The sequence below is a fragment of the Halomonas sp. KM072 genome, from assembly GCF_050710315.1.
GTDB classification, from domain to species: Bacteria; Pseudomonadota; Gammaproteobacteria; order Pseudomonadales; family Halomonadaceae; genus Vreelandella; species Vreelandella hamiltonii.
Genome location: NZ_CP136132.1, coordinates 2,949,567 through 2,971,211, shown reverse-complemented (window position 1 = coordinate 2,971,211; position 21,645 = coordinate 2,949,567). Strand labels below are relative to the sequence as shown.

Annotated in this window: 18 protein-coding genes; 13 read left to right on the top strand and 5 right to left on the bottom strand. The window is 58.0% G+C overall.

Translation table 11 applies throughout. The features are described from left to right. Window positions 1–23 precede the first annotated feature (23 nt). Window positions 24–713 (top strand): HAD family hydrolase, encoded by a 690-nt coding sequence (locus RVM26_RS14050; protein WP_498939285.1) that lies wholly within the window; start codon window positions 24–26, stop codon window positions 711–713. Between the two features lie 106 nt (window positions 714–819). Continuing rightward, window positions 820–1,713 carry an EamA family transporter gene (locus RVM26_RS14045; RefSeq protein WP_218313957.1) on the top strand — a complete coding sequence of 298 codons (894 nt, stop codon included), beginning with the start codon at window positions 820–822 and terminating at the stop codon, window positions 1,711–1,713. A 9-nt stretch (window positions 1,714–1,722) separates the two neighbouring features. Here RVM26_RS14045 and RVM26_RS14040 read toward each other — a convergent pair whose 3' ends face one another. The 3 genes from RVM26_RS14040 to RVM26_RS14030 form a co-directional block, all read right to left on the bottom strand. Beyond that, window positions 1,723–2,466: a sulfite exporter TauE/SafE family protein gene (locus RVM26_RS14040; RefSeq protein WP_287804467.1), complete on the bottom strand. Its 744-nt coding sequence runs from the start codon at window positions 2,464–2,466 to the stop codon at window positions 1,723–1,725. Between the two features lie 74 nt (window positions 2,467–2,540). Beyond that, window positions 2,541–3,899, bottom strand: a complete 1,359-nt coding sequence (mgtE, locus tag RVM26_RS14035; RefSeq protein WP_498939282.1) for a magnesium transporter — start codon at window positions 3,897–3,899, stop codon at window positions 2,541–2,543. A 412-nt stretch (window positions 3,900–4,311) separates the two neighbouring features. Then, the gene (locus tag RVM26_RS14030; protein ID WP_498939280.1) at window positions 4,312–5,328 is read right to left on the bottom strand and encodes an aminocyclopropane-1-carboxylate deaminase; all 1,017 of its coding nucleotides are present in this window, start codon (window positions 5,326–5,328) and stop codon (window positions 4,312–4,314) included. A 207-nt stretch (window positions 5,329–5,535) separates the two neighbouring features. On the opposite strand from RVM26_RS14030, the gene RVM26_RS14025 reads away from it, so the two are divergent. Next, window positions 5,536–6,042, top strand: a complete 507-nt coding sequence (locus tag RVM26_RS14025) for an Lrp/AsnC family transcriptional regulator (RefSeq protein ID WP_498939278.1) — start codon at window positions 5,536–5,538, stop codon at window positions 6,040–6,042. Between the two features lie 134 nt (window positions 6,043–6,176). Beyond that, the gene (locus tag RVM26_RS14020; RefSeq protein WP_498939276.1) at window positions 6,177–8,306 is read left to right on the top strand and encodes a PhoX family protein; all 2,130 of its coding nucleotides are present in this window, start codon (window positions 6,177–6,179) and stop codon (window positions 8,304–8,306) included. A gap of 204 nt (window positions 8,307–8,510) precedes the next feature. On the opposite strand, the gene RVM26_RS14015 is transcribed toward RVM26_RS14020, so the two are convergent. Next, window positions 8,511–9,269: a FadR/GntR family transcriptional regulator gene (locus tag RVM26_RS14015; RefSeq protein WP_498939274.1), complete on the bottom strand. Its 759-nt coding sequence runs from the start codon at window positions 9,267–9,269 to the stop codon at window positions 8,511–8,513. A gap of 215 nt (window positions 9,270–9,484) precedes the next feature. On the opposite strand from RVM26_RS14015, the gene RVM26_RS14010 reads away from it, so the two are divergent. From RVM26_RS14010 to RVM26_RS13985, 6 genes are all read left to right on the top strand, one after another. Continuing rightward, window positions 9,485–10,480: an asparaginase gene (locus RVM26_RS14010; protein ID WP_498939272.1), complete on the top strand. Its 996-nt coding sequence runs from the start codon at window positions 9,485–9,487 to the stop codon at window positions 10,478–10,480. Window positions 10,481–10,556: 76 nt separating this feature from the next. Then, window positions 10,557–11,558 (top strand): TRAP transporter substrate-binding protein, encoded by a 1,002-nt coding sequence (locus RVM26_RS14005; protein ID WP_498939270.1) that lies wholly within the window; start codon window positions 10,557–10,559, stop codon window positions 11,556–11,558. 62 nt (window positions 11,559–11,620) lie between these two features. Beyond that, window positions 11,621–12,142 carry a TRAP transporter small permease gene (locus RVM26_RS14000; RefSeq protein ID WP_239297147.1) on the top strand — a complete coding sequence of 174 codons (522 nt, stop codon included), beginning with the start codon at window positions 11,621–11,623 and terminating at the stop codon, window positions 12,140–12,142. Between the two features lie 15 nt (window positions 12,143–12,157). After that, window positions 12,158–13,432, top strand: coding sequence for a TRAP transporter large permease (locus RVM26_RS13995; RefSeq protein WP_498939267.1), 1,275 nt, complete (start codon window positions 12,158–12,160; stop codon window positions 13,430–13,432). Window positions 13,433–13,472: 40 nt separating this feature from the next. Beyond that, on the top strand, window positions 13,473–13,940 hold the full coding sequence (locus RVM26_RS13990; protein WP_498939265.1) for a RidA family protein: 468 nt from the start codon (window positions 13,473–13,475) through the stop codon (window positions 13,938–13,940). Between the two features lie 20 nt (window positions 13,941–13,960). Further along, entirely contained in the window at window positions 13,961–15,361 is a 1,401-nt protein-coding gene (locus RVM26_RS13985; protein WP_498939264.1) for an amidase, read from the top strand. A gap of 167 nt (window positions 15,362–15,528) precedes the next feature. Here RVM26_RS13985 and RVM26_RS13980 read toward each other — a convergent pair whose 3' ends face one another. Then, entirely contained in the window at window positions 15,529–16,179 is a 651-nt protein-coding gene (locus tag RVM26_RS13980) for a TetR/AcrR family transcriptional regulator (RefSeq protein ID WP_498939262.1), read from the bottom strand. Window positions 16,180–16,277: 98 nt separating this feature from the next. Between RVM26_RS13980 and RVM26_RS13975 the strand changes: the two genes are divergently transcribed. From RVM26_RS13975 to RVM26_RS13965, 3 genes are all read left to right on the top strand, one after another. Beyond that, window positions 16,278–17,435 (top strand): efflux RND transporter periplasmic adaptor subunit, encoded by a 1,158-nt coding sequence (locus RVM26_RS13975; protein ID WP_498939260.1) that lies wholly within the window; start codon window positions 16,278–16,280, stop codon window positions 17,433–17,435. Further along, the gene (locus RVM26_RS13970) at window positions 17,422–20,478 is read left to right on the top strand and encodes an efflux RND transporter permease subunit (protein ID WP_498939257.1); all 3,057 of its coding nucleotides are present in this window, start codon (window positions 17,422–17,424) and stop codon (window positions 20,476–20,478) included. Before RVM26_RS13975 ends, RVM26_RS13970 begins: the two co-directional genes overlap by 14 nt. A 189-nt stretch (window positions 20,479–20,667) precedes the next feature. Continuing rightward, window positions 20,668–21,585: a GGDEF domain-containing protein gene (locus RVM26_RS13965; protein ID WP_498939255.1), complete on the top strand. Its 918-nt coding sequence runs from the start codon at window positions 20,668–20,670 to the stop codon at window positions 21,583–21,585. Window positions 21,586–21,645: the final 60 nt, after the last annotated feature.

Genomic DNA, 21,645 nt, shown 5'->3' with positions numbered 1-21,645 from the left:
TACCGCGACGATAGGAGTTTGCCATGCGCCTGGCCCTGTTCGACCTTGATGACACCCTCCTGGATGGAGACTGCAGCGACCGCTGGAATTTATGGATGATAGAGCAAGGCTGGGTCAGCGATGCCGAAGGGTTCCTGGCCCGCGCAGAAGCGATGCAGCAGGCTTATCATGCGGGCAAGTTGAAGCTGGAAGAGTACCTGGCCATGACGCTGGCGCCGTTGCGTGGCCGTCGGGTCGACGACGTTCAAAAAGAAGTCGAGCGTTTCGTGGCTACTCACCTGCAGCCACGCATCTTCGAACAGGCATGGCGCTGTCTCGATGTGCACCGACAGGCGGGCGATACGCTGGTCTTGATCTCGGCGTCGGCCTGCCATCTGGTCGCGCCCATAGCGGCCATGCTGGGGATCGACCACGTGCTGGCGGTGGAGCTGGAGCAGGACCGCTTGCCAGGCGGCGCCGTGTACACCGGGCGCAGCGTGGGGGTGCTTTCCTACCGTGGCGGCAAGGTCACGCGGCTACAGCAGTGGCTGGCGGAGCAGGGGCGTCCAGCGTGCCATACCACGTTCTATTCCGATTCCCGCAACGACCTGCCGCTGCTGCAATATGTCGATTGTGCGATTGCCGTCAACCCGGACCCGGTGCTGGCGGAGGTGGCTGGCGTCGAAGGCTGGCGACGCTTAGACTGGCGAGCCGATACCGAGCAGAGCATTTAGCTTTGTGAACCGTCAACCCACCACGCATTTGCCAGCCCATGACGCACGACCTGCCTGATTACCGTTTCATCAACTACCCCGCTGATCCTGCCCTGGTGGCTTCCGTATGAGTTCCACCGCGCTCGCGCTGGTGCTGGTCTCTGTGTGCATGCACGCAGGGTGGAACGTGCTGGGCAAGCGCAACGCGCCCTCGCTTGGGTCGTTTGCGCTGGCTTATGGCGCTGGGGGTGTGGCGCTGTTGCCGCTGCTGGTGCTGGGCCCCTCCTTGACGGCGCTGCCGGGTGCCTTCTGGGGCTGGCTGGTGCTGTCCGGGTTTTGCCAGATGCTCTATATGGGAGGGCTCGCCTGGGCCTACGCCCGGGGAGAGGTGAGCGTCCTCTATCCCATTGCCCGTGCCTTGCCGGTGGTGATGGTGCCACTGGTATCGATTGCCTGGCTGGGCAATCGTGGCCTTGGCCTCTGGGATGGCGTCGGCATGCTGCTGATCATGCTAGGGGCGCTGGGCTTGCCGCTCAGCCGACCCGAGGCTCGCCGTCTTGCTTCGTATCTTTCCCCCGCCATGGGCTTTGCGCTGCTGGCGGCGGTGGGCACCGTGGGGTACTCGCTGATCGACAAGCAAGCCCTGGGCGTCATGCAAGGCGCTGGCCATAGCAGCCTGACGGCAGGGGCGGTCTTCATGGTTCTGCAGGCATTGATGACGCTGCTGTGGGCGCTCCCGCTGTTGGCCGTGTTGCCGGCAGAGCGCCGCCGATTGCCTGCGCTGCGACAGCAGGGGCTGACGATGCTGGTGGCCACGGGCTTGATGATGACCTGTACCTACGGGCTGGTGCTCATGGCCATGGCGCTGACCGACGAGGTCAGCTACGTGGTGGCGCTGCGCCAGCTCTCGATTCCGGTTGGCGTGCTGATGGGGGTGCTGTGGCTCAAGGAGCCTGCCTCCAGCGCCAAGACGCTGAGCACGCTGGTGATGCTGCTGGGCCTGTTGATCGTGGCGCTGTAATGCTTGCCGCTAGCGCAGCGCCTGCCAGACCAGGTTGAGGCCCACCACGAACATGGCCATGATCACCAGACGATAAAACAGCTTTTCATTGACGCGGCTTTGCAGCCAGAGGCCGTTGCGCACCCCGATCCAGGCAACCGGTACCAGCAGCAGCGAGGCCCAGGCGCTGGTCATGTTGACCTCGCCAAGCCATACGTAAGGGCCCAGCTTGATGCTGTTGACCACCGCGTAGGTCACCGTACAGGTGGCAATAAAGGTCTCTTTCGTGAGCTTGCGCGGCATCAGGTACATGTTCATCGGTGGCGCGCCCGCGTGGGCAATGAAGCTGGTAAAGCCGCACACACTAGAGGCGGGCAGTGCCCAGTAGGTGGAAATGGGTTTTTTCGCCACGGGCTTGAGCAGCATATAGGCCGCAAACACGACCGAGAGAATGCCCAGCACCAGCCGCACGCCCTGCTCGCTCAGGCTGCCAAACAGCAAAGTGCCCACCGTCACGCCAATGAAAAGCCCCGGCACAAAGCGCCATACCTCCGCGCTATCGTGCTTACCCCACCACGCTTTGACGGCAAATGCATCCATCACCAGCAATAGCGGCAGCAGCAGCCCCGCCGCCTGGGTAGGGCTGATCGCCAGGGCCATCAAGGGCACCGACAGCGTGCCGAACCCGCCTGCGAATCCGCCCTTGGACACCCCGGTCAAATAGACAGAAAAGATGATCAACAGCCAGGCGATGACGGAGTAATCAGGAAGCATGGGCGCCTCGAATGCTTGGGTCGGTTAAAGGTTAGCGGGCGAAGGACATCTTACCCGATAGACCGCTTGGCTGATCACAAAATGATCAGCGTCGCGAGCCCCAGAAACGAGAGGAATCCCACTACATCCGTCACGGTGGTCAGAATGACCGCGCCAGACAGAGCCGGGTCGATCTGCAGGCGCTTCAGCACCAGCGGGATCAGTACGCCCGAGAGGTTGGCGAGGCTCATGTTGATGAAGATGGCGAGGGTAATGACTAGCGTGATCAGGGTCTGGCCAAACCACAGGTAGGAAATGCCGCCCACCACCAGGGCCCATACCAGGCCGTTGCTCATGCCGACCCAAAGCTCCTTGTTATAGAGCCAGCGTTTGTTGTTACCGGCAATTTGCCCCAGGGCCAAACCGCGTATGACCACGGTCAGGGTCTGGCTTCCGGCAATCCCTCCCATGCTGGCCACGACCGGCATGAGAATGGCGAGTGCCACGATCTGGTCCAGCACCGCCTCGAACTGGCCAATGACGAAGGCTGCCAGAAAAGCCGTCAGCAAATTGATGCCCAGCCAGATACCCCGGCTTTTCGCGCTGCGTAAGATGGGGGTGAACACTTCTTCCTCATCGCTGACGCCGGACATGTGTTTCAGCGTCAGGTCTGCGTCATCCTGAGTGATTTCGAGTATGTCGGCGGCATTCAATTGGCCCACCAACTGCCCTTCGCTGTTGCACACGGGCACGAAATGAAGCTCTTTCGAGCGCAGCAGGCTGGCAGCGTCGCTGACCTTCATCTGGTCATGCAAGGTATAAGGCGCGCTATCCATGAATTCGTCGACGGAGCACTCCTGCGACTGCTTGACCAGGTCGATCAGCGTCAGTGTACCGAGCAGGCGTTTATCCTTGTCGGTCACCATGACCTGCTGAGAGTCGACATCCAGCAGCCGATGGATACGAATGTAGCGCTGAACGGCTTCCAGGGAGACGCCTTGTTTTACATTGACCGTTTCCGGGTCCATGTAACGGCCCACCATGTCCTCTTCATAGGTGTAGAGGTTTTCGACCTGGGCGCGAATCTCCTGGTCCAGGCTGGCATAAACGGACGTTTTGATCTCTTCGTCCGCAACATCGAGAACCTCGGCGACTTCCTGAGCGTCCAGGCCTTTGACGATCTGCTCGACATCGCTGGCGGTCAGGTCTTCGATGTAGTCGGCGCGGATGTCTTCGTCGACTTCCGCCAGCACCTCACCAATGATGGTTTCGGGAATGTAGTCCCATAGCTGGTCTCGGGTCTTGGCAGGGAACGACTCGAGGGTGCGCGCGATGGCCAGAAAATCGAGTTCATTGAACAGTTCGTGCAGGGCTAGGGTGTCTTCGTCATCCAACAACTTTTGCAGGTACAGCAGTTGTTCTTCGGTATTGGTGTACTTCTCTTCGTCACGCATAGAGCCCATCCTCTGGGAAAACTTTTTGAAACAACTGCTTGGAAGCCCATGATGGCTCATTGACCATCTTATCGGCAGGTCAGGTTGAAAGCCACGAGGGGATTGCCCCTTGGGCCGTGCTGAGCAGACTGACGGAGTCGTCACGATGGAGCCGGACAATGTACCAGCCCATGTCGAGCCCGTGCAGTTCGACCTCGGGCCGCGGTTCGGCCAGTTGGGCCAGTTCGTCCAGGGTCAGGCGAAGGGGGAGTGGCGATGGTATGGTGTCACCTCATTGGCTTGCAGGCATGCCAGATGAGTCTAATGGATGTGACATATTTGTATAGCTTTTGTTGGATTGGCCACCCCTCGCCAAAAAGCCCGAGCAGTTGCCCGCTCGGGCTTGGGCATGGCCCAACCACACTCGGTCTGGTCAGCCGTTGCGGAACAGGAAGCTGTAGGCATTGAGCGCGGGAGCGCCGCCCAGGTGGGCATACAGCACCTTGGATCCCGCCGGAAACTCGCCGTTGCGCACCCTATCGATCATGCCGTGCATGGATTTGCCTTCGTACACCGGGTCGGTGAGCACGCCTTCCAGGCGGGCGCAAAGGCGAATGGCCTCCAGCGTGCCGTCATTGGGCAGGCCGTATTCGGGGCCGCCGTAGCGGGTGTCCAGGATCACATCGTCATCGGCAATGCCGCCTTCCAGTTCGACCAGCTCGGCGGTATGGCGGGCAATGCGCAGAATCTGCGCCCGGGTTTGCTCAGGCTTGGCCGAGGCGTCGATGCCGATCACCCGCTGGGCGCGGCCATCGGCGGCAAAGCCCACCACCATCCCGGCCTGGGTGCTGCCGGTCACCGAGCACACCACGATGTAGTCGAAGGTAAAGCCCAGCTCTTTCTCCTGCTGGCGTACCTCTTCGGCAAAGCCGACGAAGCCCAAACCGCCGTAGGGATGTTCGGAACAGCCCGCGGGAATGGGGAACGGCTTGCCGCCCTGCTGGCGCACATCCTCCATGGCCTGCTCCCAGCTAGGGCGAATGCCGATATCGAAACCGGCGGCGTCCAGGCGAACGTCGGCCCCCATGATGCGCGACATCTCGATATTGCCGACCCGGTCATACACCGCATCGGAGTAGTTCACCCAGTTCTCCTGCACGAGGACGCACTTCATGCCCAGGTGCGCCGCGACGGCAGCCACCTGACGCGTCTGGTTGGACTGGATTCCGCCAATCGACACCAGCGTATCGCAGCCCTGCTCCAGCGCTTCGGGAATGAGGTACTCCAGTTTGCGGGTCTTGTTGCCGCCGAAGGCCAGGCCGCTGTTGCAGTCCTCGCGCTTGGCATACAGCTCGACCTCGCCGCCCAGATGGGCGCTCAGCCGTTTGAGAGGTGTGATCGGGGAGGGGCCGAACGTCAGTGGATAACGGGGGTAGCGTTCAAGGTTCATGGCAAGCTCCTGCATTGGCAGTCAACGCGATAGACAAGGATCGCTGGGTAACGGTGGTTGGAACGTTGGCGTGCTCACTGAGGTTTATAGTAGGCGTATGTGTGTCCAGGCGGGTTGCGAAATAAGGGGGTTATAAACAATAATGAATTGTCTGATTGCGTTTGTAGGTTCGATTAATTCGTAAATTCGTTATTTGAGTAAACAATAATGAGTGCCAAGCGAGCGGGAGGGGCCTCGGAGCCCCATGCCATGGGCGGTGAGCTGGATCGTATCGACAAGCGTATTCTCAAGCTGCTTCAGGAGGATGCGACGCTTTCCAATGTGGCGCTGGCCGAGCAGGTGAACCTCAGCCCTGCGGCCTGTTTGCGGCGTGTCGAAAAGCTCAAGCGGGACGGGGTGATCAGCCGAATCGTGGCCCACCTGAACCCGGAGCCCCTGCAGGCCGGCATGGTGGTGTTGATTGGCGTGGTGCTGGACCGCTCGACGCCAGAATCCTTCGCGGCGTTCGAGGCGGCGGCTCAAAAAGTGTCGGGCTGCATGGAGTGCCACGTGGTTACGGGGGAGTTCGACTACTTCATGCTGGTGCGCACCAGGGACAGCCAAAGCTTCAACCGGCTACACGCCGAGCAGTTACTCTACCTGCCCGGCGTGCGTCAGATTCGTTCGTTCATGGGGCTGCGGGAGGTGGTGTCGACCCACAAGGTACCGATTTAGTCCTAATGGCCCACGGCATGCTCGGTCGTCAATAAACCGTCGTGATTGCGTCATACATCTTTCATCTTTACCTAATACTCTCCCTCGAAAACAACACGTAGTTCGTACGGGCTAATGATGACGAGGGGAGTACCATGAGCAAGGCAATCGAAGATCACCGCCTGTTTAACCACAGCCATAACCAGCCATTTGCCGAGGTACTGGCAAAGCACGTCTCTCGGCGCGATGTGATGCGGGGCGGCCTGGGGCTGGCGGCGTCGTCGATGTTGGGGTTTGGCGGCGCAGCCCAAGCGCTAGCAGGCGAGCAGGCCAAGACGCCGCTGACTCTCGCATTTGAAGCGGTGCGTGGTTCTCGCACCGATGCGGTGGTGGTACCGGAAGGCTATGTGGCCCAGGTGCTGGTGCCCTGGGGCACGCCGCTCACCCCATCCGCAGAGTGGCAGCCCGATCTACACATGACCGCCGAGCGCCAGGCCGATAGCGTTGGCATGAACCACGATGGTATGGCCGGATTCGCCTTGGATGTCGACAGCGCGTCGCGGCGTTTCGTGCTAGCGCTCAACAATGAGTATATCGAGCAGGATGCGCTATGGGCGCCCCAGGGTGGCCCTACCAATGCGGGAGGCAAACGCCCGGCGGAAGAGTCGCGCACCGAAATCAACGCCCATGGCGTCACCCTCGTGGAGGTTGAAAAAAACGCCAGCGGGCAGTGGTCGCACGTGACCGACTCTCCCTATAACCGCCGCTTCACCAGCGCCACGGTGATGGACCTTGCCGGCCCCGTGGCCGGTAGCGACTATGTGAAAACCCAATTCTCCCCTGACGGCACGCAAACCCGAGGTACTAACAACAACTGTGGTAACGGCGTGACCCCCTGGGGCACCTATATCGCCTGTGAAGAGAACTGGCCCGATATCTTCGTCAACCGTGGCGAGCGCTTCCCAGACGATGCACGCATCGGTATTCCCACCGATAAAAGCCGCTACGGTTGGGATACCTCGGCAGGCGACGCGACAGAGCAGAACGGCGAGTTCGAGCGCTTTGATATCACTCCGCGCGGTGAGCGTGCCGAAGATGACTACCGCAACGAAGCGCGTACCTTCGGCTACCAGGTCGAAGTCGACCCCTATAGCGGTGCTCGCGCGGTGAAACGCACGGCGCTGGGGCGTTTTCGTCATGAAGGGTGCTGGTTGGGCAAGTTAGAAGCGGGCAAGCCGATCGTTTACTATTCAGGCCACGATGCCCGCAACGAATACGTCTACAAATACGTCTCTGATGCCGCCTGGGATCCCGCCGATGCCAACCGTCCCGGCGCGGAGTACGACCGTCTCGCCATTGGCAGTAAATATATGGATAACGGCACGCTGTACGTGGCGCGCTTCCATGCTGATGGTAGCGGCGAGTGGCTGCCGCTCACACCGAGTGCCAAAACTCAGGCTGGTCGCACGCTGGCTGCCGCACTTGGCCTAGCCGAGAACGACCTGGCAGGCATCATCATCAATACCTGCGATGCGGCCGACCTCATGGGCGCAACGCCAATGGACCGCCCCGAATGGGCCACGGTGGACCCGGCCTCCGGTGAGGTATACCTGACGCTCACCAATAACTCCCAGCGCAGCGAAGAGGGCAGCGATGCGACCTTCACGAACGATGGCAGCGAGCTGGCCGAGCCGGGAGTAGGTTTCGCAACGGCGCCCGTGAACGCCGCGAACCCCCGTGCCAATAATGAAGCCGGGCATGTGATCCGTTGGCGGGAGAGCCGGTTGCCCAACGCCTTTACCTGGGAGGTCTTCGTGTTCGGCGCGGCGGCCGACGATGTGGATAACCACTCAGGGTTAAACGAGATGAACCAGTTTGCCAGCCCCGATGGCCTGTGGTTCGATGAGCGCGACGGTGGCCAAGGTATTCTGTGGATTCAAACCGACAACGGCTACGAAGGTGTTACCGAGCATACCAACGATCAGCTTTTGGCGGTGGTGCCCAACGGGCTGGACGACATTCGCGGCACCGGCCCGGTGATTAACAGCAGCAACCAACAGCAGCTCAAGCGCTTTGCGGTGGGTCCGAACGGCTGCGAAGTCACCGGTATCTTTGCCACGCCGGATAAAACCGCGCTGTTCATCAACATCCAACACCCCGGCAACTGGCCAGCAGATGGCAATGCCTTAGTGCAAGACGCCACTGCGTCAGCGAGTGGCCAGGTGCGCCCGCGTGCAGCCACCGTGGTCATCCAGAAGCGCGATGGAGGGCCGGTGGGAGTATAAACTTAAGCGAGGCAGTGGCTATATTTGAGCAGTTAGTAGTTCACTGCTGATGCAGAGCGTCGAGCCTTTTAAGGTGCGGCGCTCTTTTTTTGGGTTGGCTCACTTTTCCAACGTTATATGAAGCACGTAGAACCAAGTGAATGGGAGAGGCTTTGTGCAAAAGAGAGTTCACATCATGAGTGATTCGTCGATGCTGCTAGTCGATTAACTTGATGCGGGTCCTAATTCCCCGTCGCCTTTATAGGTAAGGTTTGTTTCCCAGCTTTCACTACTAACGGCTATTGCTGCATGAATACCGTCGGTATCACCCGCCTTGAAGGCAGCATAGATTGCTTTATGGTCCTTCAATGCTGTTTTCGGTAGCGAACGCATAGAGGTTTCCAGCGCAGCCTCAATGAGTTGCAGTAGCGTTTCCCCGACACGAATCGTCATAGGGTTATGTGTGCTGTGTAAAATAGCACGATGGAAGGCGATATCGTGCTTCGAGGTCTGAGCTCCCACACTGATAGCTTCTTCCATGGCGTCGATACTTTGCTGTATTCGCAGGTGATCCTCTGCCGTTGCACTGTGCATTGCTTGAAGTGTGTAAGCCGGTTCGAACATGCGGCGAAACTCCAGTACATCCCGCGTCATGCCTCGCGCCAGAATCATCCCGAACGCCATCGGGTCGACGAGCGGCGTGCCTGGTTCTCGGCGAATCATGGTGCCTTGACCCCGTTTTACCTCAACGATCCCTATTGCTTGCAGCATTTTGATCGCTTCACGAACGCTGGATTTGCCAATGCCCAGGGTGTGTGTCAGCTCCGTTTCTGAGGGCAGGTAATCTCCAGGATTGAGGTCGCCCCGTATTAGAGCACCTTTAATGCGTTCCAGCAGTTGCAATGCAACGGAACTGCGTTCCATTGAATCACCAAACGCAGGTGCATGTGTCGAGCGAGGCTCGGGCTGGCGTTTAAAACTCATGTGGGCCTCACGTGGCTCATCGGTGTTTTCTTCATTTTATCAATACCCTAAGCCTAGCGGCTAAAGATACTCGGCTTAATATAATTAAAGGAAATATAGTTATTATCTATTATTTTGTTTGGCGGCCTTGCGAAAGGCTCGTTCTTCATCCTAGTCTGAAATCAGACATCTGATGTCTGTCTTTTTATTTTAGACATAAAAACACGAGAACATGCATGGTCAAAAAACACATCGTGGTGTTGACCACAGGCGGCACTATTGCGAGCAAGCCCTGTGATTCAGGTCGAAGCCTGTCAGGAGGATTAAGCGGCGAGCAGTTGCTGGATCAAGTGGCGCTGCCGTTAGGTGTCGACGCCACGGTAGAAGTGAGGTCGATCCTGCAGAAACCGAGTAACGCCGTTACGCTCGCCGATCTGGCTGAACTCCATTGCGAGGGGCGGAAAGCATTGTCGCGAGCCGATGTGGACGGTCTGGTGATCACCCACGGTACCGATACCTTGGAAGAGACCGCTTACTTTCTATCGCTGACGCTGCCAGCAGATAAACCCTGCGTGATTACCGGTTCCCAGCGGGCGCCACACCAGCTAGGTACTGACGCTTTTAAAAATATCTGCGATGCCATCGTGGCGGCGGCAGATTCCCAATTGAGTCAGCTGGGCTGTGTCGTGGTGTTCAACGAGACGCTGTTTACCGCGCGCCATGCTCGTAAAGTGAGCAGCTTCCAATTGCATGGGTTTGACGCCCCTGGGGTCGGTTCGCTTGGCTATATCGATGGGCAAAGGCTCAAGCTATATCACACGGGAACGGCGATAGCGCCCCCCGTCGAAGAGTGGAATACCCCGCTTCCCCGTGTCGACCTACTGCCCGCTTATCTGGATGCGTCGTCCACGCTGTTGAAAGCCTGCGTGGAGAGTGGTGCGAAAGGGATAGTGATCGATGGCTTGGGCCGAGGCCATGTGCCCCCTGGTTGGATGAACGACATACGCGCATTGGTTAGCTCGGGTGTTCCTGTCGCGGTCGTGAGTAGTTGTGCTCAAGGGCCGGTGAACACCAGCTATGAGTTTCGCGGCAGCCTGGCCGATTTGACGTCGGCTGGAGTGATCGCGCTCAACGATATCAGCGCACGCAAGGCAAGGCTTGCCCTTGCCTTACTGCTGAGTAGTACCCCGCGCGAAGCGTTGGGGGATGCGATGGAACGCTTGATGGCGTGAGCGGCCTTTTAACCTGCTCAACTGCAATAACAGGAAACTAAACATCAATTTACCATAACTAAATAAGGTGCTGGACATGAAACTAACGCTGAAAAAGGCCACCCTCTCTGCGGCTATTGCCGTTGCTTCTCTCAGTGCGGCGCAACTTCATGCGGCCGACTATACCTTCAGCTTTGCCCATGTGTTGATTGAAGAAACGCCGAACGGCCAGGCGGCGCTGCGCTTCAAAGAAGAGGTAGAGGAAAAGTCCGACGGACGTATCGAGATTAACGTACTTCCTGCCGCTCAGGTGGGTGGTGACGTCGAAATCATTGAGCAGATTCAGATGGGCTTGGTCGATATCGGCATCCCGCCAACGGCTACCCTGGGTAACTTTGAGCCGCGCATGCAGATCTTGGATCTACCGTTCTTGATTGCCGATTACGACACCATGGTAAACACTCTGGATGGTGAAGTGGGCCGCGAAATTCTCGACACGCTGAACGGCCATAACATGCACGGCTTCAATTTCTGGGGAGCGGGTTTTCGCCATATCACCAATAATGATCGCCCAATCGAAACCCCCGATGATATGAACAGTATCCGCATGCGTACCATGCAGGCACCGATCATCATCTCCACCTATGAAAACCTGGGGGCGAACGCCACCGCCATGGCCTTCACCGAAGTTTATAACGGCCTACAGCAGGGCGTGGTGTCGGGGCAGGAAAACCCACTCGCCAATATTTACACCATGCGCTTCCATGAAGTGCAGGATTACCTCTCGCTGACCAATCACGCGTATCACGCCTATGCGGCGGTCATGAACCAGGACGCCTGGGACTCGCTGCCGGAAGATCTGCAAGCGATCATGTTGGAAGCCTTCGATAACGGTCGAGATACGTCCCGTGCACTAACGCTGCAGGACGAAGAGACCATCATGGAAGAGATCAAAGACGAAATAGCGATCAACGAACTCACCCCAGAACAGCGTGACGCCTTCATTGAAGCCAGCATGCCGGTACACGAAGAGTATGAAGATATCGTCACCACTGAGTTGCTACATAAAGTATACGACGCGGTGGGTATCGAATATTGATCCAGGGTGTCTGCTAAGGCCCTGCTCTTCTCTTCTTACCCCTTTCAGGGTGTGGATATCTCATGTTCGAAGCGCTCAACAAATGTCTTGATCGCTTGGAAAGTGTGGCGATGGTCGTTTTCATGTCGATTGCGACCATCCTCACCACCATCCAAGTCGTGTATCGATACGGCTTTAGCGGTTCGCTATTTTGGGCTGAAGAAGTCGTTATTTACTCCATTATCTGTATGAGTTTCGTCGGCGCCAGTATGGGGGTGCGCCATGGCACGCATATATCGGTGGATGTACTGAATGCCATTGCCTCGCCCTCTGTGAACCGTTGGTTGCATATGATCGCAGCGCTGATCGGTATCGTGTTCGCTGGCTTCATGACCTATTACGGCTTTGTGCTCTATTTCAGTACGCTGGATCGCGGGCAGTTGACCGCGGCACTCCGCCTGCCAATGGCATGGTTCTATCTGCCGATTGGCGTTTCCGGAGTGCTGCTGACTCTGCGTTATTTATGGGTCATCAATGAAGTCTGGAAAAAGCCGCCGGTAAGTCTCTCCGAAGAGCTTGTGGCTGAGTCGGATAAGCTCATTTAACCCTGGAGAGCGACCATGATTACTGCCTTATTACCGATTTTTTTTGCCGTGCTACTGCTTGGGCTGCCCATCTTTGCCTCTTTGGCATTGGCGGTGTTCCTTGCCATCGAGTTCTTTGGTGCCACCAACCCCGTCATCGTACCAATGCGCATGTTTACCGGTATGAACAACTTCTCGCTGATGGCGATTCCATTCTTCATCCTGGCGGCAGAGCTAATGCGGATTGGCGGACTTTCCGACCGGCTGATCAATCTCGCCAAGGCCTTGGTAGGGTGGGTGCCAGGAGGCTTGGCAGCGGCCACGGTGCTGTCGTGTTTGTTCTTCGGGGCCATTTCAGGTTCGAGCCCGGCAACGGTGGTGGCGATTGGCTCGATCATGTTCCCGGCGCTTGTCGCTGCTGGCTACGATAAGCGCTTTGCGATTGGGTTGATCGCCACCGCCGGTACCTTGGGGCCGATCGTGCCGCCGAGTATTGCGTTGATTATCTACGGCTCAGTGACCGGTACGTCGGTGGGACGGCTGTTTGCAGCGGGCCTGCTGCCCGCCATTGTGATTGCCTCGATTCTCATCGCCTACTGCATCATCTTTAGCAGCATCAAAGGCTACGAACGCGCTCCTTTTCCTTCGCTGCGGCAAATTTTAGTCGCCTTTAAAGATGCTGCCTGGGGCCTGGGACTACCAGTGATTTTGCTGGGTGGTATTTATAGCGGCGTCTTTACTCCAACCGAATCGGCAGCGGTCGCCTGCATGTACGGACTGTTCGTCGGCATGGTGGTTTATCGCACCATTGATGTCACGGAATTGATGGGGACGCTACGAAGCTCCGGTTTAATCTCTGCCACGCTGTTGCTGATTACGGCGGGAGCCTCTGCCTTTTCTTGGTTGCTCGCGATTACCGGTACGCCCAGCCAACTGGCTGGCGAGGTGCTGTCGTGGACAGACGACCCGTTTCAAGTAATGGCGCTGTTTAATGTCGTGATGATCGTTGCTGGCTTTTTCCTCGATAGCGCGTCGGCCATCATCGTGCTCTCGCCGCTATTGCAGCCTATCGCCGCACAGGTTGGAGTAGACCCAGTGCATTTTGGGGTCATTACGCTGATCAATTTCTCGGTCGGTATGATTACCCCGCCGGTCGGTCTAAACCTATTTGTGGCCATGGCGATATCTAAAATGTCGCTTCAGGAAGTATTTAAAGCGTGCTTACCGCTGATTGCTTTGATGTTGCTAGCACTGATCATTATTACTTATATGCCGTGGCTTAGTACTTGGCTGCCCTCTCTGATTTATTAATGAGTCGTTTGAACGCGTTAATTAATAAGGATAACGAACAGTGAGTAAAACGATTGAACAAGCGGTGGCTGAGCAGGGCCTGACGTTACCGGCCATTCCGACACCGCGCGGCCTCTTTTTGCCTTGGTCTCGATTGGGCAATCAGGTGTTTTTAGCCGGGCAGATTTGCGAGCGTGACGGTGATGTTCTCTATCCGGGCAAGGTGGGGGCTGAGTTTGACCTTGAAACCGGTAAGCTGGCGGCTCAAGCGTGTGCACTCAACCTTCTGGCTGAATTGAGCGATGCGGTTGATGGTGACTTCTCTCGTGTAGTGCGTTGCGTTCGTATGAATGGCTTCGTCAACGTGGCGCCGGGTTTTCACGACGTTCCATTGGTCATCAACGGCGCTTCAGAGCTATTTGTCGCGCTGCTCGGCGAGGCAGGCCGCCATGCTCGGACTGCCATTGGGGTGGCGACACTACCCGGCAATGCGGCGGTAGAAGTCGAAGCGATTTTTGAAGTGCGCTAAGTTCTCAGAGGAAGTACAAGATGCAGAGCTCCCCCATTCATCTACCTTTACGCGAGCAGCATGCACGCCTACGTGCAGGTACCCTAACCGCGACCGAACTTGTCGAAGCATCTATAGCGGCCTACCAACAACGTGGTAAGCACGATCATGCCTACCTCAGCTGGAACGGCGAGCAGGCACGAGCGATAGCACAAGCTGCCGATGCGGTGTTAGCCCAGGGTGGCGATGCAGGGATGCTAATGGGCATAGCGGTATCGATCAAAGATATCTACGCCGTGAAAGGATTGCCGACCTATGCGGGCTCTGCCCAGACACTTCCCAAGCGCTGGGAGCGTCCTGGTCCTGTCGTAAATGCGTTGCTGAAGCAGCTGCCCTCCATTGTGGGTAAAACCCATACCGTAGAGTTTGCCTTTGGTGGGCTGGGAACCAATGTCCATTGGGGAGCGCCGCGCAACCCATGGGATACGAAGCAGCACCGCACGCCTGGTGGCTCCAGCTCTGGAGCGGGAGTATCGCTGATGAGCGGCACGGCGAGCCTAGCGTTTGGCACTGACACTGCTGGGTCGGTACGTATACCGGCCTCGATGACCGGCGTAGCGGGATTGAAAACTACCGCCGGGCGTTGGTCGACCGAGCAGATTGTGCCGCTTTCAAGCACATTGGACACTCCCGGGCTGCTAGCGCGACGGGTCGATGACATCGCCTTCGCGTTCGATTCCCTGGATAGCTCGCTCTGTGGTCGAGACGAGCAGGTTCCGGCGACGCCGTCTCTTGCTGATCTAACCTTTGGCGTCCCAGAAACGTTTTTCTGGGACGACTGTAGCCTAGGCATTGCGGAATCCGTTCGCGCGGCCATTAAACGACTCGAAGCCGCCGGGGCCCGCATCGTGGCCCTGGAGTTGCCGGGAGTTAATGAAGCATACGAGCTGTTCAAACTGGGCGGCGTGGCAGCGGCAGAGCTAGCAGCGTTTCTAAAAACTGAACTGCCTGAAATGATTGGTTCTCTCGACCCTAACGTCGCTGCTCGCGTCAAAGCGGCCGATGACATGCCCGCGTGGGAGTATGTGCGACGGCGCACGGTGTTGGATTCACTCTATCAATCCGCTGCCGCTTGCATGGCCAATGTCGATGCAGTCTTGACTCCCACGGTAGCGATTACCCCACCTACCATCGAAAGCCTTGAGCATGAAGGTGCTTACTCCAAAGCCAACATGCATGCCCTACGCAACACGGTGATCGCTAACTTCTTAGGGTTGTGTGGCTTGACGCTTCCGGTGGGAAAAGATGCCGCAGGTATGCCCGTTGGCCTGCAAGTGCTGGCCGGGCCGTGGCAAGACGCCAACCTGCTAGCTATCGGCCAGGCAATTGAAAATGAGCTGGGATCAGGCATGGAGATTCTGGGGCAACCGCCAGCGGTGTGAACAAACTGACGCGGTCGAATGACACCTGCCAGGGCGGTGCTTGAAGCCCACATTATCCTGGCTAAGTTCAGGACGTAACGACAGCCACTGTAGTAGTAATAGTCAGTGACTAGCATTCTTTCGGCTAAGCCATTGTTAGAAAAATATTTCACTGGATCTCTTGAGCATCAGCGTCGTCCATACGCCGCCAAAAACACATCCACAGCGCTGGCGATCTGGCACTGTAGTTCCTCTTCGGTAGGCGGTGGGCGTACGCCCATGCGAACCTCCTTGGTCAGCATTCCCTGCCACATGCTGCAGAGTTGATCGGCAGCTAGTGCGGGGGCGGGCAGGGTAAGGTGGCCTGCGCTGGCCAGTCCTTCCAGTTTTTCCCGCAGCCACTGGCTAATAGCCCAGGGGCCCGCCTCAAAAAAAGCCTGTAACAGCTTGGGGTACTGCTCGCCCTGCTGACTCATCACTCGTTCGACCGCCAATACATGGGGCTCCAGTAAAAAGCGCACCATGCCGATGCCTACTTCAATGAGCGATTGGCGTACCGCGTCGTGGGTGTCGGGGAGCTGCTCTAACCCTTGCCGAATTGTTGCGGTTTCTCGCCGTATCACGCTGCCAAACAGCGCTTCCTTAGACGTAAAGTGCCCATACACCGTCACTTTGGAAACGCCCGCCTCTCGAGCAACAGCCTCCATGGTGACAGCTTCCAAACCATTGCGGAAAAACAGGCACGCTGCAGCGTCCATCATCGCATTACGTTTGGCCATATCTTTAGGGCGGCCCGCGCTGCGTTTTTGGTCAGATGACGGCAGTTGAGCGTCTGTCATGCAATTAACCTCTGCCCATGCATAAATAGTTATTGAACGGTGGCGTACACATATTATAGTGAACGGTATCGTTCAAGAATAAACCATTTGAGGCCAACATGGGCACGTTAAACACTTCCTGGGGGCATCGGCTGCGCGGCATGCTGGCGGCACTGCTGATGATAGGCGCTACCGTTGTGGTGATACTCCTGCTAACCAGCCAGCACAGTAGTGCCCAGCAGGCACGCCAGCAGGGGGTAGATAACGCTTTATTACAGGTGGCAACGATTCCGCTTGCCGAGGCAGATGCGTTGAGGCGGGAAGTGCGCTTAACCGGCCGTGTGGTGGCGCGCCAGTCGGTGTCGTTGGCTTTTGAGCCAGCGGGGCGGGTGGAAGCCGTACTGGCCGAGCGCGGAGATGCGGTTGAACAAGGGGAGGTGCTTGCCCGTCTGGATACCCGCCGCTTGAAGAGCCGTTTAGCCGAAGTGGCGGCGCGCAGCGAAGAAGCCAGTGCCAGCTTGGCCCTTGCCCAGCGCCAGGAAGAGCGCGAAGCGCAGCTCAATCAAAGCAACTTTGCTAGCCGCACGGCGCTGGACCAAGCCCGCACTGACCGCTTAACCCTGCAAGCGCGACTCGCTGCCCTAGCGGCCGAGCGCGATAGTCTCACGGCTGACTTAGAAGACAGCACCCTAAAAGCCCCCTTCGCTGGGCGGGTGGTAGAGCGCCATATTGATGTGGGCAGCTTGGTGAGCAGTGGCACGGCGGCTTTCGATATCGTGAATACCCGCCACTTAGAAGCGCACCTTGGCTTGCCAGCCCGGCTAGCGGCGACGTTCACCATGGGGGAGTCTGTGACGCTGCACGTAAACGGCCAGCCCATTACGGGTGAGGTGCTTGCTCGCCTGCCCCAGGTGGATAGCGACAGCCGCACGCAAACACTGGTGGTGGCGCTGACAAGTAACAGCCGCGCGGTGCCTGGCGATCTGGCCGAGTTGAACTACTCAATTACCGAGCCCGCTAGCGGTTACTGGGTACCACTATCTGCACTACGTGCCGCCGACCGCGGGTTGTGGAACGTACTGGTTGCCGAACCTCAGGAAAATGAGCGCTACCGTGTGGCACAGGCGAGCGTAGAGCTGCTGCATACCGAAGGCGACGACGCCTTTGTGCGTGGCACGCTGGCCCCCGGTATGCGATTAATTAGCAGCGGCACTCACCGCATCACGCCTGGGCAGCAGGTCACACTCAGTGAGGAAGTGGCCCATGCAGCGCATTGAGTGGTTGTTTAATCGCCGCCTGCTGGCGCTGTCGCTTGGCTTGCTCATTGTCGCGGGACTATCGGCTATCCAAACCCTTCCCAGGGCGGAAGACCCACACCTTGTCGCACGCATTGCCACCGTGCTGGCACCGTACCCAGGGGCGACTCCCGAACAAATCGAAGCCTTGGTCGCGCGTCCTATCGAACAGGAGCTACGCACCATTGCTGAGATTGATGTGCTGGAATCTACCTCGCGGCAAGGCATTGCCGTGCTCAGCCTGGAGCTGAGCGACGCGGTGACCAATGTCACGCCGGTGTGGAGCCGCGTGCGCGATAAGCTCAGCGATGTAGCGCCCTCGCTACCGGAAGGCGTGCAAACGCCGGAGTTGTTGGATGACCGTGGCTATGCGTTCAGTATCGTGGCCGCTCTGCGCTGGACGTTGGATACCCCTCCCAATCCACAATTGATGGAGCGCTATGCCGAACGCCTAGAAGATCAGTTACGGCAGGTAGCAGGCACCGAATATACCCACCGTTTTGGCGTCGCCGGGGAGCAGGTCGAGGTGATGGTAGACCCGCTGGAACTGAATGCGTTAGGACTCTCGGTTGGTCAGCTTGCCGGGGCCATTGAGGCGAGCGACGGCCGCCGCACGGCTGGCGAGGTGGTCACACAAGGGCATCGGCTAACGGTGGGCTTGAGCGGCGAGTTTGATGCGCTTGACCGGCTGCGAGAGATCAACGTCACCACCCAGCAGGGCCAGAGCGTCAAGCTAGGGGAAATTGCCGAGCTGCGCCGTGGTGTTCAAGACCCACCCAGCGCGGTGGCGCTGCTAAACGGTGAGCGGGCCGTATTTGTAGGTGCTCGTATGGTGCCGGGCCAGCGTATCGATGCGTGGGTTGAGCGTGCCCAGGCGCAACTAGCGGCGTTTGACGATGAACTGCCGATAGGGCTGGCGGTAGAAGAAGTCTTTGAGCAGGCCAGCTATACCAACCAGCGTCTTAGTGATGTAGCGATTAGCCTGCTGATGGGCTTGGTACTGGTGGTCGCGATTCTATTTCTCACGATGGGCTGGCGCTCTGCGCTCACCGTAGGGCTGGCCATTCCGGCGACGGCGCTGCTCACCCTGGCGCTGTTCAAGCCGCTGGGGATGGAAATCCACCAGATGAGCATCATCGGTATTATTGTCGCATTGGGGCTGATGGTGGATAACGCCATTGTGATGACCAATGCCCTGCGTGAGCGCTTCCTTCAGGGGGATTCAGCGCTGGCCGCGACTCGGGATGCGTTGCGCCATTTGGCGGTACCGCTGCTCGCCAGTACGCTCACGACCATTTTGGCGTTTATGCCCATCGTGCTGATGCCAGGCCCCGCCGGTGAGTTTGTCGGGCCGCTCGCCATGGCGGTCATGGTGGCGCTGGTCAGCTCTTATCTGATTTCGCTGCTGCTGGTGCCTGCGCTTTCGCCCATGCTGCTGGCCAAGGTAGCCGCTAAACCGCCTGCCCCGCGGGATAATATAATGAAGCGGGCGTTTCGCGGCACGATTCGCAGCACACTGCGCCACCCCGTGGCGGCGATGGTGATCACCCTCTGTGTGCCGGTAGGTGGAATAGCGCTGATGCCAACGCTAGACGTAGCGTTCTTCCCTCTCGCCGACCGCGACCAGTTCCATATTGAAGTGCGCTTGCCCGCCGCCAGTAGTATCGCCAAGACAGAGGCGCTGGCCCACGAAGTAGAGAGCATGGTGCGCGAGCTGCCGGGTGTAGTGCGTGTCTCGTCGTTTATCGGCGAAAGTGCGCCGATGATGTATTACAACGTGTTAACTAATGAAGATAACAACCCCGCCTTCCTTCATCTGATCGTCGATACGGTATCGTTAGAGGCCACCAATCAACAGGTGCCGGGGCTGCAGCAATCTCTGGATAAGCGCTTTCCTCAAGCCCAAAGCGTTGTGCGCAAATACGAGCAAGGCTCGCCTTTTAAAGCGCCCATTGAGCTTCGCGTGTATGGCGATGATCTGGAGGTGCTCTCCTCCCTGGGCCTGGAGCTAGCGGGCCTGATGCACCAGCTTCCCCAGGTAACCCACGTGCGCGCAGGGATGCAGCGTGATTTACCTCGGCTAGTGCTTGATGTCGACCACACCGCATTGAGCGATGCAGGGCTGACGACGCAGAGCCTGGCGGAACAGGTAGGTGCTGCCCTCTCCGGCCAGCCTGCCGGTATGTTGTTGGAAGATACACAACAACTACCGATACGTGTGCGTTATGCCGATGGGTGGCGTACTGATGCCGAGCAGCTAGCTGCACTGCGTTTGGTGAGTGACCAAGTGGCTGAAGGCTTACCGTTAGCGGCTGTTGCTGAAAGCTATCTTGCCCCTTCATGGAGTGTGATTACCCGACGAAATGCCGAGCGAGTGCAGCTGGTGCAAGGCTATTTAGTGGCGGATGCGCTACCGGCCGTATCCATGGCGCAGTTAGATGCCAAGCTTCAGGCAGCGCTTGAGAACGGTGAGCTGACGTTGCCCGCTGGATACCGTATTGAAACAGGGGGCGAGGCCGCTGAGCGTGATGAGGCCGTCGGTAAACTACTCGCCTCGGTGGTGCTGCTGGTGATTGCCATGGTGGCTACGGTGGTGCTGGCGTTTAACTCCTTCCGCCGCGCCGCCATTGTCTTTATCGCTGGAGCACAGGCCATGGGTATGGGGATTGTGGCGCTGCTGATGAGTGGTCATGCGTTTGGCTTCGTGATTATCGTCGGCATTATGGGATTGGTCGGTGTCGCCATTAACGCCACCATCATTATTATTGCCGCCTTTGATGATGATCCGGCCGCCCGGCAAGGCGATATAGACGCGATGCTCGCGGTCATCAGCGGCCCCACGAGTCGGCACATTGTGTCTACTACTATCACTACTTTTGCGGGGCTCATTCCTCTTATGGTGGCCGCAGGCGGGCTATGGCCGCCCTTCGCACAAACGGTGGGCTTTGGTCTACTCTTGGCCACATTAGTGTCGTTTTTCTTTACGCCAGCGCTCTATCGGCTTTGGGTCGCAAGAGCCGCGTAACGGTCGCTACTTTTCGCGTATTCATAACGTGGACTATATTGCTATTGAGTAAGCGCGCGTATCCTCCGTGTAATGGCGACGTGGCCAGTGCATCGAGGGTGCGTATTGTCGAAAGACGTTTCGCGCTTGGATATCACGGCTCGTTTCTGGGACGAAACGACCCCAACGCCGACTTTCATTGGATGAATTATGGTAGAAACATCGCAAGATCAAGAGCAAGGAGCGCCGCTGTCCATCAGCGAACCCAGCAGTCAGGCCATCGCGATGCTTGGCAGGTGGCCCGATGGTGGTGGCATTCGGGTGCTGGATGTTAGCGAAGAGTACGTTCAATTTTGGGGGGGCGATCGCTACCGTTGGTTGGGGGCGTCCCCTAAAATCGTCCATCAAGCGGCGGCGAATGAGCAATTGTTGAGTCAGCTCGACCAAGCCTTGTCTGCCGGTGAGCTGAAGGTGGGATATTCGCTCTCCGGTCTGGATCATGAAGAGGAGGCGTTGCTCTCCAAAGCGCCACGACCGCTCATCGAGTGGCGTATCACCGCGATGTCGATGCCCGGCTATGCGTCGACCGTTCTAGTGCTAGTTCAGCGTGATATCACCCGGCGGGTGGAAAAAGAAGCCGAATTAAAGCGCCTCGCCACCACCGATATGCTGACCGGGCTGATGAATCGCTCAAGGTTCGATTACCTGCTGAAACACGAGCTAGGCCGCTTGAGCCGCTATGTGCGACCATTTTCGCTCATCATGCTCGACATCGACTATTTCAAAACGATCAACGATAGCCAAGGTCACGACGTGGGCGATCAAGTGCTGCGCGCGTTGGCAACGCTGCTGGAGACCAATTTGCGCAGCGCCGACTACTGCGCCCGCTGGGGAGGCGAGGAGTTCATCATTCTGGCTCCCGAAACGCCCCGCGAGCAAGCGGCCAAGCTCGCTGAGAAGATACGTCAGCGTATCGCTAGCGCCTCTTTTCCGGGGGCCGACCGTGTCACCGTTAGCTTGGGGGTTGCCGAGGCCGCTGCGCACGATACGCCCAAGAGCATGATGAAACGGGTCGATAACGCGCTGTATCACGCCAAAGAGAGCGGACGGGATAGGGTCGCATGTTAGCCATGTTGGCCATGTTAACAAAGGGGCCTGGTGGCCCCTTTTCGTTATGGGTTACCGCGT

Coding starts and splice junctions, on each gene's coding strand:
- RVM26_RS14040 (WP_287804467.1), bottom strand. CDS start 2,466: ATGCTTCCTGATTACTCCGTCATCGCCTGGCTGTTGATCATCTTTTCT.
- RVM26_RS13975 (WP_498939260.1), top strand. CDS start 16,278: ATGGGCACGTTAAACACTTCCTGGGGGCATCGGCTGCGCGGCATGCTG.
- RVM26_RS14050 (WP_498939285.1), top strand. CDS start 24: ATGCGCCTGGCCCTGTTCGACCTTGATGACACCCTCCTGGATGGAGAC.
- RVM26_RS13980 (WP_498939262.1), bottom strand. CDS start 16,179: ATGACAGACGCTCAACTGCCGTCATCTGACCAAAAACGCAGCGCGGGC.
- RVM26_RS13965 (WP_498939255.1), top strand. CDS start 20,668: ATGGTAGAAACATCGCAAGATCAAGAGCAAGGAGCGCCGCTGTCCATC.
- RVM26_RS14000 (WP_239297147.1), top strand. CDS start 11,621: ATGTTCGAAGCGCTCAACAAATGTCTTGATCGCTTGGAAAGTGTGGCG.
- RVM26_RS14010 (WP_498939272.1), top strand. CDS start 9,485: ATGGTCAAAAAACACATCGTGGTGTTGACCACAGGCGGCACTATTGCG.
- RVM26_RS14020 (WP_498939276.1), top strand. CDS start 6,177: ATGAGCAAGGCAATCGAAGATCACCGCCTGTTTAACCACAGCCATAAC.
- mgtE (WP_498939282.1), bottom strand. CDS start 3,899: ATGCGTGACGAAGAGAAGTACACCAATACCGAAGAACAACTGCTGTAC.
- RVM26_RS14045 (WP_218313957.1), top strand. CDS start 820: ATGAGTTCCACCGCGCTCGCGCTGGTGCTGGTCTCTGTGTGCATGCAC.
- RVM26_RS13995 (WP_498939267.1), top strand. CDS start 12,158: ATGATTACTGCCTTATTACCGATTTTTTTTGCCGTGCTACTGCTTGGG.
- RVM26_RS13985 (WP_498939264.1), top strand. CDS start 13,961: ATGCAGAGCTCCCCCATTCATCTACCTTTACGCGAGCAGCATGCACGC.
- RVM26_RS14005 (WP_498939270.1), top strand. CDS start 10,557: ATGAAACTAACGCTGAAAAAGGCCACCCTCTCTGCGGCTATTGCCGTT.
- RVM26_RS14015 (WP_498939274.1), bottom strand. CDS start 9,269: ATGAGTTTTAAACGCCAGCCCGAGCCTCGCTCGACACATGCACCTGCG.
- RVM26_RS14025 (WP_498939278.1), top strand. CDS start 5,536: ATGAGTGCCAAGCGAGCGGGAGGGGCCTCGGAGCCCCATGCCATGGGC.
- RVM26_RS14030 (WP_498939280.1), bottom strand. CDS start 5,328: ATGAACCTTGAACGCTACCCCCGTTATCCACTGACGTTCGGCCCCTCC.
- RVM26_RS13970 (WP_498939257.1), top strand. CDS start 17,422: ATGCAGCGCATTGAGTGGTTGTTTAATCGCCGCCTGCTGGCGCTGTCG.